Source organism: Cupriavidus numazuensis (assembly GCF_905397435.1).
Lineage (GTDB): Bacteria > Pseudomonadota > Gammaproteobacteria > Burkholderiales > Burkholderiaceae > Cupriavidus > Cupriavidus numazuensis.
Genome location: NZ_CAJPVI010000058.1, coordinates 1 through 14287, shown reverse-complemented (window position 1 = coordinate 14287; position 14287 = coordinate 1). Strand labels below are relative to the sequence as shown.

The 14287-nt window shown below is 64.8% G+C and carries 12 protein-coding genes and 1 pseudogene; 9 read left to right on the top strand and 4 right to left on the bottom strand.

The genetic code is table 11. The features are described from left to right. Window positions 1-278 precede the first annotated feature (278 nt). From KHO41_RS33055 to KHO41_RS33025, 7 genes are all read left to right on the top strand, one after another. The gene (locus KHO41_RS33055; protein WP_211957456.1) at window positions 279-1262 is read left to right on the top strand and encodes a malate dehydrogenase; all 984 of its coding nucleotides are present in this window, start codon (window positions 279-281) and stop codon (window positions 1260-1262) included. 138 nt (window positions 1263-1400) lie between these two features. After that, complete coding sequence (locus KHO41_RS33050) at window positions 1401-2381, top strand: HpcH/HpaI aldolase/citrate lyase family protein (RefSeq protein WP_211957455.1); 981 nt, start codon at window positions 1401-1403, stop codon at window positions 2379-2381. A gap of 65 nt (window positions 2382-2446) precedes the next feature. Then, a complete protein-coding gene (gene prpC, locus KHO41_RS33045; RefSeq protein WP_211957454.1) occupies window positions 2447-3628 on the top strand; it encodes a bifunctional 2-methylcitrate synthase/citrate synthase in 1182 nt (393 codons plus the stop codon). A 209-nt stretch (window positions 3629-3837) separates the two neighbouring features. Next, a complete protein-coding gene (locus KHO41_RS33040) occupies window positions 3838-4374 on the top strand; it encodes a hypothetical protein (protein WP_211957453.1) in 537 nt (178 codons plus the stop codon). A 262-nt stretch (window positions 4375-4636) separates the two neighbouring features. After that, entirely contained in the window at window positions 4637-7342 is a 2706-nt protein-coding gene (acnA, locus tag KHO41_RS33035) for an aconitate hydratase AcnA (RefSeq protein WP_211957452.1), read from the top strand. A gap of 225 nt (window positions 7343-7567) precedes the next feature. Beyond that, the gene (locus KHO41_RS33030) at window positions 7568-7708 is read left to right on the top strand and encodes a hypothetical protein (RefSeq protein WP_211957451.1); all 141 of its coding nucleotides are present in this window, start codon (window positions 7568-7570) and stop codon (window positions 7706-7708) included. A 97-nt stretch (window positions 7709-7805) separates the two neighbouring features. Continuing rightward, window positions 7806-9008 (top strand): DUF2863 family protein, encoded by a 1203-nt coding sequence (locus tag KHO41_RS33025; RefSeq protein ID WP_011298484.1) that lies wholly within the window; start codon window positions 7806-7808, stop codon window positions 9006-9008. Window positions 9009-9088: 80 nt separating this feature from the next. Here the strand turns inward: KHO41_RS33025 and trmB are convergent, their stop codons facing one another. Continuing rightward, a complete protein-coding gene (gene trmB / locus KHO41_RS33020) occupies window positions 9089-9766 on the bottom strand; it encodes a tRNA (guanine(46)-N(7))-methyltransferase TrmB (RefSeq protein ID WP_211957450.1) in 678 nt (225 codons plus the stop codon). Window positions 9767-9927: 161 nt separating this feature from the next. Here trmB and KHO41_RS33015 point away from each other — a divergent pair, with 161 nt between their 5' ends. After that, window positions 9928-11523, top strand: a complete 1596-nt coding sequence (locus KHO41_RS33015) for an ABC transporter substrate-binding protein (protein ID WP_211957449.1) — start codon at window positions 9928-9930, stop codon at window positions 11521-11523. A gap of 46 nt (window positions 11524-11569) precedes the next feature. Here KHO41_RS33015 and KHO41_RS33010 read toward each other — a convergent pair whose 3' ends face one another. After that, entirely contained in the window at window positions 11570-12442 is an 873-nt protein-coding gene (locus KHO41_RS33010) for a class I SAM-dependent methyltransferase (RefSeq protein ID WP_211957448.1), read from the bottom strand. Window positions 12443-12513: 71 nt separating this feature from the next. Next, complete coding sequence (locus KHO41_RS33005; protein WP_211957447.1) at window positions 12514-13656, bottom strand: PLP-dependent cysteine synthase family protein; 1143 nt, start codon at window positions 13654-13656, stop codon at window positions 12514-12516. A 173-nt stretch (window positions 13657-13829) separates the two neighbouring features. On the opposite strand from KHO41_RS33005, the pseudogene KHO41_RS33000 reads away from it, so the two are divergent. Continuing rightward, a pseudogene (locus KHO41_RS33000) lies at window positions 13830-14156 on the top strand (ArsR/SmtB family transcription factor); the annotation flags it as partial. A 29-nt stretch (window positions 14157-14185) separates the two neighbouring features. Here the strand turns inward: KHO41_RS33000 and KHO41_RS32995 are convergent. Then, on the bottom strand, window positions 14186-14287 hold a 102-nt coding region (locus tag KHO41_RS32995; protein ID WP_211957488.1), incomplete at its 5' end, for a transposase.

The following is a 14287-nucleotide window of genomic DNA, read 5'->3' as shown; positions in this document are numbered from 1 at the left end:
GCCTACACTCGCGCTGGTCCACGCCAGCGGCGCGCGTGACGCAGACATGACAGCCGCTCAATCTGGCTAATGCGCCCCGCTTCGCAGTAGACTTACGCTTCGTTGCTTCACCATGACCCGTTGTGGCTACCCTCACCGGCTCCCCCAGTGGCTTTGCCACGTGGTTCCGGCAGAGTGCCGCTCCCCGCTGTGGCGACAACCAGCACGTGTGACGAGCCTCCCCCTACGCGGCACGCCACCCACCGGTTTCCCCCATCTTTTCGTTTGGAGATTTACTCATGGCTAAAGCCCCAATGCGCGTCGCAGTGACCGGCGCCGCTGGCCAGATCGGCTATTCCCTGCTGTTCCGCATCGCCAACGGCGATATGCTGGGCAAAGACCAGCCGGTCATCCTCCAACTGCTCGACCTGCCCCAGGCCCAGGCGGCCGTCAAGGGCGTGGTGATGGAACTGGAAGACTGCGCCTTCCCGCTGCTCGCCGGTGTGGTCATCACCGATGATCCGAAGGTTGCGTTCAAGGACGCCGACGTTGCCCTGCTGGTGGGCGCCCGTCCGCGCAGCAAGGGCATGGAACGCAAGGACCTGCTCGAAGCCAACGCCCAGATCTTCACGGTGCAGGGCAAGGCACTGGACGAAGTCGCCAGCCGCAACGTCAAGGTGCTGGTGGTCGGCAACCCGGCCAACACCAACGCCTACATCGCCATGAAGTCGGCACCGAGCCTGCCGCGCGAAAACTTCACCGCCATGCTGCGCCTGGACCACAACCGTGCCCTGTCGCAGATCGCCGCCAAGACCGGCAAGCCGGTGGCCTCGATCGAGAAGATGTTCGTGTGGGGCAACCACAGCCCGACCATGTACGCCGACTACCGCTACGCGACTGTCGACGGCAAGAGCGTCAAGGACATGATCAACGACCCGGTGTGGAACAACGACGTGTTCCTGCCGACCGTCGGCAAGCGCGGCGCCGCCATCATCGAAGCGCGCGGCCTGTCGTCGGCTGCCTCGGCTGCCAACGCCGCCATCGACCACGTGCATGACTGGGTGCTGGGCACCAACGGCAAGGTCGTCACCATGGGCATCCCGTCGAACGGCGAGTACGGCATCCCGGCCGACACCATGTTCGGCTACCCCGTGACCTGCGCCAACGGCAAGTACGAAATCGTCCAGGGCCTGGAGATCGACGACTACAGTCGTGAAAAGATCAACATCACCCTGAACGAACTGGAAGAAGAGAAGGCCGGCGTGCAGCACCTGCTCGGCTGATCCTCGGATCCTGTCCGCATAGGAAACCGGAGCTCCGCAACGATTCACGAATCGGCGCGGGCTCCGGTTTTTTGTATTGGGCCCCTACCCTCGATCTGTTTCCGGCCCATCCCGCAACCCATTCCCACTGAAATCCAAGTGCATCCCTCCGAGGTCTTGTTCCAGGGCGAAGCCATCCCCATCCAGTTGCCGGTGTGCGACCACTACGCGGGCAGCGAAAAGCTGATGCTCAAGTCGCTCGCCCTGCAGCAAGAGCTTGGCCCCGTTTTCGACATCACGTTCGATTGCGAGGACGGTGCCGCCGTCGGCCTGGAGCGCGAGCACGCCGAACTATGTGCAAGCCTGATCAATGGCCCGCTCAATGCCTACAATCGCGTGGGCGTACGCATCCATGACCCCGCCCATCCGTGCTGGAAGCAGGATGTCGACGTGCTGGTGCGCGCCGCAGGAACTCGACTGGCCTACGTCGTCGTACCCAAGGTCACCGACGTCGTCGAAGTCGCCCGCGTGACCGACCACGTCAACCAGGCAGCCCGCGCGGCAGGCATTGCCCGTCACATCCCGATTCATGTGCTGATCGAGACGCACGCGGCGCTCGAGCAAGCATTCGACATCGCTTCGCTGGTGCAGGTGGAATGCCTGAGCTTTGGGCTGATGGACTTCGTCTCGGCCCACCATGGCGCCATTCCGGGCGAGGCCATGCGCTCGCCGCAGCAGTTCGAACATCCACTGGTCCGCCGCGCGATGCTGGAGATCTCGGCAGCGTGCCACCGCCACGGCAAGGTGCCTTCGCATAACGTCAGCACTGACGTGCAGGTGCCCCAGCGCGCGGGCGATGATGCGCACCGCGCGCGCAGCGAGTTCGGATACCTGCGCAAGTGGAGCATCCACCCGGGACAGATCGAGCCGATCGTCGCCGCGTTCCGACCCGGCATCGAGGAAATCGGCGCGGCCAGCCAGATTCTGCTGGCCGCCCACGAAAACAACTGGGCCCCGATCCGTCACGACGGCCAACTGCATGACCGTGCCAGCTACCGTTACTACTGGTCGCTGCTGCAACGCGCTCACGCCACCGGCACGCCGCTGCCGAAGAACGTGGCCGAGTTGTTCTTCGACTAGTCCGCGGCCCGCCCTGCACGCGCACAACAAGCATCCGGCATACACCGATTCCAAAGGAGAACAGGATGTCCGCAGCCAATCACACCACCCCGGCAGACGCTCCGCAATCGGCGGGGCCGAAGCCCAAGAAGTCCGTTGCCCTGTCGGGCGTGACCGCCGGCAATACCGCGCTGTGTACCGTCGGCCGTACCGGCAACGATCTGCACTACCGCGGCTATGACATCCTGGACGTGGCCGATGCATGCGAGTTCGAGGAAATCGCCCACCTGCTGGTCCACGGCAAGCTGCCGAACAAGGCCGAGCTGGCTGCGTACAAGACCAAGCTGAAGTCGCTGCGCGGCCTGCCCGCCAACGTCAAGGCCGCGCTGGAATGGGTGCCTGCCTCGGCCCACCCAATGGACGTGATGCGCACCGGCGTGTCGGTGCTGGGCACCGTGCTGCCCGAAAAGGAAGATCACAACGCCCCGGGCGCGCGTGACATTGCCGACCGCCTGATGGCCAGCCTCGGCTCGATGCTGCTGTATTGGTACCACTACAGCCACAACGGCCGCCGCATCGAAGTGGAAACCGACGACGACTCGATCGGTGCCCACTTCCTGCACCTGCTGCATGGCGAAAAGCCGTCAAAGCTGTGGGAACGCGCGATGCACACCTCGATGATCCTGTACGCGGAGCACGAGTTCAATGCATCGACCTTCGCCGGCCGCGTGATCGCCGGCACGGGCTCGGACATGTACTCGGCCATCTGCGGCGCGATCGGCGCACTGCGCGGCCCGAAGCACGGTGGCGCCAATGAAGTGGCCTTCGAGATCCAGAAGCGCTACGACAGCCCGGACGAAGCCCAAGCCGACATCACCCGCCGCGTCGAGAACAAGGAAGTCGTGATCGGCTTCGGCCACCCGGTGTACACCATTGCCGACCCGCGCAACCAGGTCATCAAGGAAACCGCACGCAACCTGTCGAAGGACGCAGGCTCGATGAAGATGTTCGACATCGCCGAGCGTCTGGAAACGGTGATGTGGGACATCAAGAAGATGTTCCCGAACCTGGACTGGTTCAGCGCCGTGAGCTATCACATGATGGGCGTGCCGACCGCGATGTTCACGCCGCTGTTCGTGATCGCGCGCACCTCCGGCTGGGCTGCGCATATCATCGAACAACGCATCGACAACAAGATCATTCGTCCGAGCGCCAACTACACGGGCCCCGAAGATCTGAAGTTTGTACCGATCGGCAAGCGCAAGTAGTTGGCATGTGAGGCCCCGGCACCTGAGGCGCGGCATGTGAAGCGCGCCTCCGCCACATTCACGCAATACCGTCCGGATTATGTAACGAAAGGACAGGCTGCTTGTGCTGCTCCGCAAATCGTAGAGAATAGCGGCGGAATCTTGCCCAGGCCCCGGAGTCTTTGGGGCTTGCCAGACCATAAAGACACAAACCCTGAAAGGTTATTCCCATGAAAAAGCTCATCCTCGCTGCGTGCATCGGCGCGTTCACCTTTGGTACCGCCAGCACCGTGATGGCCCAGGAACCGGCCAAGAAGACGACCACCAAGAAGGCGCCCGCCAAGAAGAGCAGCAAGGCAGCCCCGGCCGAGACCGCCTCCACGCCGACTGGCGAAAAGTGGCAGTGCGAACTCGGCAACGTGCTGTACATCTCCGGCAACATGCTGCGCGATGAAGTGCTGACCGTGCACTGGCAAGGCCGCGACTACAAGCTGCCGCGCCAGTCCACCGTGACCGGCGCCGACCGCTACTTCGACGCCCGCTCCGGCCTGGACCTGGTGGTGATCCCGAGCAAGGCCATGCTGTTCAACAAGAACCTGGGCCAGCGCCTGGCCGACGAATGCCAGAGCGCCGAGATGCAAGCCGGCGCCGCTGCGCCGACGCAAGCCGGCGGCTTGCGTGCGCCGGTGACCTCGCCGCTGCTGGCCGCGCCGCCGCAGCAACCGCAATCCGATGCCACGCAGCAGTCGGCGGCACCGAAGCAGTAAATCCGGCAGTTCCCCGGTCCAGCTCGTTCGGGGCCGGGCCCGGCTTGCCATGCTGGCGGGGAATGGTTGCCGGCATGGCGGTCATGGCGCGAACACGGCGTTCGCCGGCCCGGCGCTGGCGACCCGCGAGCGCCGCAGTTAGAGTATCGGTGCGCGGCCGACATCGGACCGCGGTGCTCGCCGTGGCAGCGCACCCAGGGGTCAGGTCCGAGTCAACGCCACTGCATCATTCCTCGCTAGGTTCCTCGATTGGAGTATGGCAATGCCCCACAATCTCAATAAGACGCTAAAAGAATTCAAGATCGGCTCTTCAGGCAACGGCCAGTTCTATTCCCTGCCCCAACTGGGCGAGGAGCTGAACGTGCCGATCGAACGCCTGCCGGTATCGATCCGCGTGGTGCTGGAGTCGGTGCTGCGCAATTGCGACGGCAAGAAGGTCACCGAGGAACATGTCCGTCAGCTCGCCAACTGGAAGCCGAACGCGGACCGCGTCGACGAGATCCCGTTCGTGGTGGCGCGCGTCGTGCTGCAGGACTTCACCGGCGTGCCGCTGCTCGCCGACCTGGCCGCCATGCGCAACGTGGCCGAGAAGATGGGCAAGAATCCCAAGCAGATCGAGCCGCTGGTGCCGGTGGATCTGGTCGTCGACCACTCGGTCCAGGTCGACCACTTCCGCGAGAAGAAGGCGCTCGACCTGAACATGCAACTGGAATTCCAGCGCAACAACGAGCGCTACCAGTTCATGAAGTGGGGCATGCAGGCGTTTGACACCTTTGGCGTGGTGCAGCCGGGCTTCGGCATCGTGCACCAGGTCAATCTCGAATATCTGGCGCGCGGCGTCCACAAGAAGGACGGCGTGTACTACCCCGACACCCTGGTCGGCACCGACAGCCACACCACCATGATCAATGGCATCGGCGTGGTGGGCTGGGGCGTTGGCGGCATTGAAGCGGAAGCCGGCATGCTGGGCCAGCCGGTGTACTTCCTGACGCCGGACGTGGTCGGCGTGGAGCTGACCGGCCGCCTGCGCGAAGGCGTGACCGCGACCGACCTCGTGCTGACCATCACCGAGATGCTGCGCAAGGAAAAGGTCGTCGGCAAATTCGTCGAATTCTTCGGCGAAGGCACGGCCAGCCTGGCGCTGCCGGACCGCGCCACGATCGGCAACATGGCGCCCGAGTACGGCGCCACCATGGGTTTCTTCCCCGTGGACGAGAAGACCATCGATTACTTCAAGGGCACCGGACGCACTGAAGAGGAAATCGCCGCGTTCGAAGGCTATTTCCGCGCGCAGAACATGTTCGGCATCCCGAAGTCCGGCGAGATCGACTACAGCAATGTGGTCAAGCTGGATCTCGGCACCGTGGCGCCGTCGCTGGCTGGCCCGAAGCGTCCGCAGGACCGCATCGAGATCGGCAACGTCAAGAGCACGTTCAGCTCGCTGTTCAGCAAGCCCGTGGCCGAGAACGGCTTCAACAAGGAGGCGGCCGAACTCGATCGCACCTACAAGACCGCCGACGGCATCGACGTCAAGAACGGCGACGTGCTGATCGCCGCCATCACGTCCTGCACCAACACGTCCAACCCGAGCGTGCTGCTTGGCGCCGGCTTGCTGGCCAAGAAGGCCGTGGAAGCCGGGCTGACGGTGGCGCCGCACATCAAGACGTCGCTGGCGCCCGGAAGCCGCGTGGTGACCGAGTACCTGAAAGCCGCCGGCCTGCTGCCGTACCTGGAAAAGCTGGGCTTCGGCGTGACCGCCTACGGCTGCACCACTTGCATCGGCAATGCGGGCGACCTGACACCGGAACTGAACGAGGCCATCGTCACGAACGACCTGGTCGCGGCCGCCGTGCTGTCGGGCAACCGCAATTTCGAGGCGCGCATCCATCCGAATATCCGCGCCAACTTCCTGGCTTCGCCGCCGCTGGTGGTGGCCTACGCCATCGCAGGCAATGTCACGCGCGACCTGATGACCGAGCCGGTCGGCAAGGGCAAGGGCGGCAAGGACATCTGGCTCGGCGATATCTGGCCGAGCTCCGAGGAAATCCACGCGCTGATGAAGTTCGCGATGGACGCCAAGACGTTCAAGGGCAACTACGAGCAGGTCAAGAAGCCGAGCAAGCTGTGGGGCGCGATCAAGGGCACCAAGGGCCAGGTCTACGACTGGCCTGCGTCGACCTACATCGCCGAGCCGCCGTTTTTCCAGGACTTCAGCATGGAGCCGTCCGGCGCCACCGCGAGCGTGCGCGGCGCACGCGCGCTCGGCGTCTTTGGCGATTCCGTGACGACCGACCACATCTCCCCGGCCGGCTCGATCAAGGACACCTCCCCTGCCGGCAAGTACCTGCTGTCGCATGGCGTGCTCAAGGCCGACTTCAACAGCTACGGTTCGCGCCGCGGCAACCATGAGGTCATGATGCGCGGCACGTTCGCCAACGTGCGCATCAAGAACCTGATGATCCCGCCCAAGGCCGATGGATCGCGCGTCGAAGGCGGCCTGACGATCCACCAGCCGACCGGCGACGAAATGTCGATCTACGACGCCGCCATGAAGTACATCGCCGAAGGCACGCCGACGATGGTGTTCGGCGGCGAAGAGTACGGCACCGGCTCGTCGCGCGACTGGGCGGCCAAGGGTACGCAGCTGCTGGGCGTGAAGGCCGTGATCGCGCGCAGCTTCGAACGCATCCACCGCTCCAACCTGGTCGGCATGGGCGTGCTGCCACTGCAGTTCAAGGGCACCGACAGCGCACAGACGCTGGGCATCACGGGCAACGAGACCTTCGACATCGAGGGGATCGAAGGGGACCTGAAGCCGCAGCAGGATTTGGTGCTGGTGATCAACCGTGTCAACGGTGACGTGCAGCGCGTGCCGGTGCTGCTGCGCATCGATACGCCGATCGAGGTCGACTACTACAACCACGGCGGCATCCTGCCGTTCGTGCTGCGCCAGCTGCTCGCCGCCTGAACCGGCTGAAGCAGTACAACGCCGCCCGCCAAGCCCGGCCTACGCCGGGTATGGCGGGCGGTTTTCATTGCGGAAACGTGACGCACCAATCACATTTCGCCATCGCTTGCATGTAAGTTCCACGCAAGCCAGTGCTGCCACACTGTCCATCACAAGAATGGCGCTCAGCGCCCCGGGGAACGGCGGTCCGGCCATCGCGCCCCACCCCTCATGACAGGAGACACCATGGTCAAGATCATCATCGCATTCGTTGTCGTCGCCGGCGCCGCCTTCTATCTGCTCAGCAAGGGCGGCGGCGATGTGTCGATGGGCGGCGAGCAGCACGGCACCGAAACCCACGCCCCGGCCGCGCCCGCGCAAAAGTAAGCGTTTGCAGGAAATGCCGGCCGTGTCGGGCTGGCATCATTCCTGTCAACGCAGCGAGTAGAATACCGTTTTACGCAAAAACGGATAATTTCTCTCTATGGCAGGTTTTCGCCCCAAGGCTTCCCCCCGTCTTTCGCCCGATGCCGAGCGACTGGTGGCCGATGCGCTCGCACTTGACGCATCGGGCAGCCGCATGGAGGACGCATACTGGGAACGGCGACTCTCGCAGCGCCTGGGCCGGCTGCTGAAGAACGGCAGCCAGACCGCGCTGGACGCGGCGCTCGAACACCTGTTCAAGCACAATGCGGACGCCTCGGACGTGCTGGCCGAACAGGCCGAGACGCTGGCTGAATCGGCCATGGTGGAAGTCGACGGCGTGCGCTATGACGCCCTGCTGGTGGCTGCCCCCATCCTCGCGCATACGCGTTACGCGATTCCGTCGGGTTCGCTGAAACCGGATCTCGCGCAGACCCTGGCTGTGCACCTGCAGGCGCATGTGCTGGCCACCGGCACCAAGGTCGCGCTGTCGCCGTACCTGTACAGCATCGACCAGCTGCCGCGCACGCACAGCGACACCTTTGCGCTGACCCACAAGCTCGCGGCTGCCGCCCTGAGCGGTACCGTGCCGAAGGTGGACCTGCGCGACCTGCCTGAGACCGCGCCGATCCTCGCCGATCCTCGCTACCTGCTGGCCGTGGTCGTCGCGCCGCACGAACAGGCATTGTTCCGCTGGCAGGAAGATGCCAAGGAACACCACGCCGAGCGCTCGACCTGCCTCGAGCAGTGGCGCAGCCAGGTGCAGGCCACCGTGGCGCTGCTGTTGCCGGGTTGCGAGTTCGAGCTGCTGCTGCCGGATGCGTTCTTCCTGTCCTGCCGCGAGTCCGACAAGAGCATCCGCCCGCTGACCGTGCGCGCGGCCGTCAACTATCTGAGCGGCACGCTGGACGTTCCCGCCGGCCAGCTGGCGGCAGTGGTCGCGGCGTTCGGCGAGGAAGTGGTGGAAGAGTATCGCGTCGGCTTCACCATGCGCGGCGAGAAGGATGTGATCTACGGCATCGTCTGGCCCGTCTATGGCCGCGAAGCCGGCGAAGTCGATGCCGACGAAAAGGGCAACCCGCTCGAGCAGATCTGCGAGGAACTGCGCAACGCCGGCGTCGAGGACATCTTCCGCCACGCCGCGTTGTTCGATCCCGAGTACTGCGAAGACTGCGGCACGCCGCTCTACGCGGACCGCAACGGCGAGATCGTCCACGCCGAGCTGCCCGAAGACGCGCCGACACAGCAGCCGCTATTCCACTGACACACTGAGGCGGAACGGCGCCACGGCGCCGCTTCAGCACCCATGCAACGGCCCGCACTGCGGGCCGTTGTGCTTTCCGCTTACCGCTGGGCCACGCAGCGCCAGAGGCCGTGCCCTGAAGCCGCATACTTGCGCTCGAACGGCGTCATGGCAGTTTCAGGCTGCCATGCCTCGGTCGCCGACGGCCGGCCCAGCATGCCCAGCGCCGTCACGAACTCGTCGACGTAGATCTTCCAGTTGCTGCGGCACTCGAGATAATCGCCACAGGCCGCCAGCGCGGGAAAGACCGCATGCCCTTGCCAACGCCGCCCAAGATGGCCGATTTTTGGCCAGGGATTGGGATACAGCACATAGTGCCGCGCCACCGGCACGCCATACTCCTCCAGCAGGCGCCACACATCGACCAGATCGGCCCGCGCCCAGCAGAAGTTGCCGGGCATGGGCGCATCGCCCCACCAGTCCTTGCCGGCGCCAAGGCGCTTTTCCGACTGATCCACGCCAATCACGAAATGGTCCGGGAAGGCCGTGGCCAGGCGCAGCGTGCTTTCACCCACGCCGCAGCCCGCGTCGAGGATCAGCGGCACGTCGCCGGCCTGCCGCCAGCGCGCCAGTGCCTCGTCCAGCGCACGCCGGCTCACATCGCCGATCGGCTTGCGGAACGGCTCGGCAAGATGGCGCGTCACACGCGCCGCGAGATGTTCGTGGATGTCGGACTGCGCCGAGACAATGGTGGGGGAATTGGCAAACATGGCCGCCATTTTACCGGCGCCAGTCACCCGCATCTGACCGGAAAGCCTGCATGGATGTCGTTTTGCCGGCACAATGCGGGCAAATTGCCTGACAACTGCCTGAGAACCGCCCATGGCCGCGCGCCCTCCTCGCCCGCGGCCGCCCGGGCCAGCATGAGGAGCCTAGCGCCATGAATTCCCGCCGCCCTTCCATCGTTTCCGGAGCCGCCCGCGCCGCACTGCTGTGCGGCGCCTTGTTCGCGTTGTCGCCGGTTGGCAGCGCATACGCCGAAGACCTGCGCATCGGCCTGGCGGCCGATGTCACCTCCATGGACCCGCACTGGAACAATGCCGGGCCGAACAACGCCATCGCGCTGCATATCTTCGAGTCGCTCGTGTTCATGGACAAGAACGCGCGCTATATCCCGGGCCTTGCCCTGTCGTGGAAGCCCGTCAACCCGACCACGTGGGAAATCAAGCTGCGGCCGAACGTCAAGTGGCACGACGGCTCGCCGTTCACGAGCGCCGACGTCAAGGCATCGCTCGAGCGGCCCGAGAAGCTGACCAACAGCCCCGGCTCGTTCACGAGCTATACCAAGCCGATCGCGCGCATCGACACGCCCGACGCGCTCACGGTGCGGCTGACCATGAATGTGGCCAACTATGCCAACCTGGCCAATGACCTGAACAGCGTGCCGATCATGCCGAAGAAGATCGCCGCCACGCTGACACAGGCCGATTTCGATTCGGGCAAGGCCATGATCGGCACCGGTCCGTTCAAGTTCGTACGCTTCGCGCGTGGCCAGGAGATCGTGATGGCGCGCAATCCCGACTACTGGGGACCGAAGCCCGAATGGGACCGCGCGATCTTCCGCATCATCACGGACAACGGCGCCCGCACCTCCGCCCTGCTCGCCGGCGATGTCGATGTGATCGAAAGCGTGCCCGCCGCCGATGTGGCCAAGCTCAAGCAGAATCCGAAATTCCGCATCGAACAGACCGTGTCATGGCGCACGATCTTCTGGCAGATGGATCAGTCGCGCGACAACTCGCCCTACGTCACCGACAAGGCCGGCAAGCCGCTCGGCAAGAACCCGTTCAAGGATGCGCGCGTGCGCGCGGCCATCTCCAAGGCGCTCAACCGCGACGCGATCGTCAGCCGCATCATGGAAGGCCTGGCGGTGCCGGCCTCTTCACTGGTGTCGCCGCAGATCTTCGGGCACCCTGGGACCAAACCCGACGCCTACGATCCGGAAGGCGCGAAGAAACTGCTGGCTGCCGCTGGCTATCCGAACGGCTTCGGGCTGACGCTGCACGCGACCAACAACCGCTACCTGAACGATGCCGCCGTGGCGCAGGCCACCGCCAGCATGCTCACGCGCGTGGGCATTCAGACCAAGGTGGAAACCATGCCCGTGGCCGCGTATTTCACTCGCGCGCGCCAGGGCGACTTCTCGTTCGAGATGCTGGGATGGGGCTCTGCTGCGGCCGACGTGGCGCTGCGCTCGATCACCGGCACGCCTGACGCCAAGACTGGCTACGGCACTTGGAACTGGGGCAAGTACAGCAACCCTCAACTGGACAAGCTGATCGAGAAATCGCTGACCACCGTGAGCAGCGACAAGGCGCGCGAGGACAACGCCAAGGCCGCCGCAAAGTTCGCGCTCGACGACCACGCGGTCATCCCGTCGCACAGCCAGCTCGCCATGTGGGCGATGAAGACCGGCCTGAAGTACGAGGCGCGCACCGACGAGTGGTCGCTGGCGCAGTTCTTCCACAAGCAGTAACGGCCGCGAGCCCGGAGCCTTGCTCCGGGCGGCGTACCGGACGGGTTCAGATCACCAGCTTTTCTTCCTGCCGCGCATTGGCGGCACGCAGCTTCTTCACCCAGTCACGCGCGGGCAGCTTGGTGTTTGTCTCCACCACTTCGGCGCGCGCTTCCAGCGTTTCCCACGACACGTCGATAGCCGGGCCGTTGAAGGCGAGCGCGATGACGTTGCCGTCATGCACCTCGGGGAACACCAGCACGCGATTGTCGAAGGCATCGCAGATGCGCTCGATATTCTTCGGGAAGCTGTCGTGGTCGCCGAACAGGTTGATGGTCATCACGCCCGGCGACTTCAGGGTACGACGGCAGGCACGGTAGAAGGCGGTGGTGTCGAGCACCGGGCCACGCGCCGTGGCGTCGTACAGGTCCACCTGCAACGCATCGATCGACTCCGTGCTGGTGGCGTCCATCACAAAATCCCAAGCATCCTGCTCGCGCACGCTGAGGCGCGCGTCGTCCTCGCGCAGGCCGAACATGCTGCGGCCGGCAATGATCACCGCCGGATTCAGCTCCACCGCGGTCACGCGGGCCCGCGCGAAATGCCGGTGGCTGAACTTGGTCAGCGCCGCGGCGCCGAGCCCGAGCTGCGCAACGTGAAAGTCCGGTGCCGACGGCGACAGGAACAGCAGCCAGGCCATCATCTGCTGCGCGTATTCGAGTTCAATGGCGTCAGGCTTGCGCAGGCGCATCGCGCCCTGTACCCATTCGGTGCCGAAGTGCAGGTAACGCACGCCGTCCATTTCGGAAAACGTGACGGGGGCAAAGCGCGGCGTCATGCGCTTTTCTTCCTTGACCGGGCGTTCGCCGCGAGTACGGGTGCCCCGCGCGGGGCGGCGCGAGGCGACGGCCTCGATCGATTTGCGTTTCAGTAGGGTCATGTCTTGCTTGTTCGGGCGGGCCACCAACAGCCAGCGCAGGAAAGCCGCGATTGTGACAGAAACGCGCGCGATCATTGTCCGGCGCCGCCGGGAACGCCGGAACCGGCCATTGCCAGCCCGGCCACCGCGTCGGGAGTCAACACCGGCTCGCCCTTGACCGCACGCCCGATCAGCGCATCCGCGACGTCCACGGCAATGCGCTGTTCCTGGTACCAGTCATCGTCGTAATACGTCGTCGCGTACCGCTCGCCGCTGTCGCAGAGCAGCGTGACGATCGCGCCGGCCTGCCCCGCCGCGCGCATGCGTTGCGCGAGGTACAGCACGCCGACAAAGTTGGTACCGGTCGATCCGCCCACGCGCCGCCCGAAGCGTTGCGCCAGATAGCGCATGGCCGCGAACGAGAGCGCATCGGGCACCTTGAGCATCGCGTCGATGCACGTCGGGATGAAGGACCGCTCCACGCGCGGGCGGCCAATGCCTTCAATGCGGGACCCTGTGTCGAGCGTCAGAGTCGGATCGGGCTGGCCCGCCAGGCAACCCCCAAAATAATCGAAGAACACCGAGTTCTCCGGATCGGTACACAGGATGCGCGTCTGGTGCCGCCGGTACGCCACGTAGCGGCCCAGCGTCGCAACGGTGCCGCCCGTGCCGCCGCTGGCCACGATCCACGCGGGCACGGGATGCGCTTCCTGTGCCATCTGCTTGAAGATCGACTCCGCGATATTGTTGTTGGCCCGCCAGTCTGTCGCGCGTTCGGCGTAGGTGAACTGGTCCATGAAGTGCCCGCCCGATTCGCGCGCGATGCGGTGCGACTCGGTGTAGATCTCCGACGGATTGGCAACGAGATGGCAGCGCCCGCCGTAGAACTCGATCGCCTCCACCTTCGCCCGCGACGTGCCCGCGGGGATCACGGCCACGAACGGCAGCCCGAGCAGGCGTGCGAAATACGCCTCCGAAATCGCGGTCGAGCCGCTGGAGGCCTCCACTACCGTGCTGCCCGCGTGCAGCCATCCGTTGCACAACGCGTAAAGGAACAGCGAACGCGCCAGCCGGTGCTTGAGGCTGCCTGTCGGGTGGCTCGATTCGTCCTTGAAGTAGAAGCGGATATCCGGATAACCCGGCAGATCCAGTGGAATCAGGTGGGTATCGGAAGACCGGTTGAAATCGGCCTCGATCCTGTGGATCGCTTCGTGGGTCCAGTCCGAATGCGGCATGGCACTTCCCCCGGGGAACAACACTGCGGATGGCGGGCCGGGCGGCAGACGGCCCGGAACTGTGGGGCGAGCCGCCATCGTACAGGAAGTGTCGTGGCGTTCCACTGTCGCCACGCCCAAACCCAGATGTAACAGCCCTTGATCTTCATTTAACCAATGCGTTAAATGATCTCATGCCAAACCCAGACGACCCGCTCTCCACCATCTTCGCCGCCCTGGCCGACCCGACGCGCCGCGCGATTCTTGCGCGGTTGTCGGAGAGCGACGCCCCGGTCAGCGAACTGGCGCGCCCGTTCGATATCTCCGCCCCGGCCATCTCCCGGCATCTGCGTGTGCTGGCCGATGCCGGACTGATCGAGCGGGAAATCAACGCACGCTGGCGCATCTGCCATCTGCGCCCCGGCGCATTGCGCGATGCGCATGGCTGGCTGGAGACCTATCGCCAGCTTTGGGAAGGCAATCTCGACAGGCTGGTGGCCTTCGTCGAGCAAACGGAAACCGACACCGCTGTTACCCACCGAAAAAAGGTTCATCGCCGATTTCCGGGGAAGGCTGCTCGGATCTTGAGGAAGAAGTAATGGTCATCGCGGAAGCCATAGGCCATACGCTTGATCACCTTGATCCGATTGTT

What these genes read in the sequence shown, in the direction of transcription:
- KHO41_RS33055 (WP_211957456.1), top strand. Translation starts at nt 279, where the DNA reads ATGGCTAAAGCCCCAATGCGCGTCGCAGTGACCGGCGCCGCTGGCCAG.
- prpC (WP_211957454.1), top strand. Translation starts at nt 2,447, where the DNA reads ATGTCCGCAGCCAATCACACCACCCCGGCAGACGCTCCGCAATCGGCG.
- KHO41_RS33040 (WP_211957453.1), top strand. Translation starts at nt 3,838, where the DNA reads ATGAAAAAGCTCATCCTCGCTGCGTGCATCGGCGCGTTCACCTTTGGT.
- acnA (WP_211957452.1), top strand. Translation starts at nt 4,637, where the DNA reads ATGCCCCACAATCTCAATAAGACGCTAAAAGAATTCAAGATCGGCTCT.
- KHO41_RS33030 (WP_211957451.1), top strand. Translation starts at nt 7,568, where the DNA reads ATGGTCAAGATCATCATCGCATTCGTTGTCGTCGCCGGCGCCGCCTTC.
- KHO41_RS33025 (WP_011298484.1), top strand. Translation starts at nt 7,806, where the DNA reads ATGGCAGGTTTTCGCCCCAAGGCTTCCCCCCGTCTTTCGCCCGATGCC.
- trmB (WP_211957450.1), bottom strand. Translation starts at nt 9,766, where the DNA reads ATGGCGGCCATGTTTGCCAATTCCCCCACCATTGTCTCGGCGCAGTCC.
- KHO41_RS33015 (WP_211957449.1), top strand. Translation starts at nt 9,928, where the DNA reads ATGAATTCCCGCCGCCCTTCCATCGTTTCCGGAGCCGCCCGCGCCGCA.
- KHO41_RS33010 (WP_211957448.1), bottom strand. Translation starts at nt 12,442, where the DNA reads ATGACCCTACTGAAACGCAAATCGATCGAGGCCGTCGCCTCGCGCCGC.
- KHO41_RS33005 (WP_211957447.1), bottom strand. Translation starts at nt 13,656, where the DNA reads ATGCCGCATTCGGACTGGACCCACGAAGCGATCCACAGGATCGAGGCC.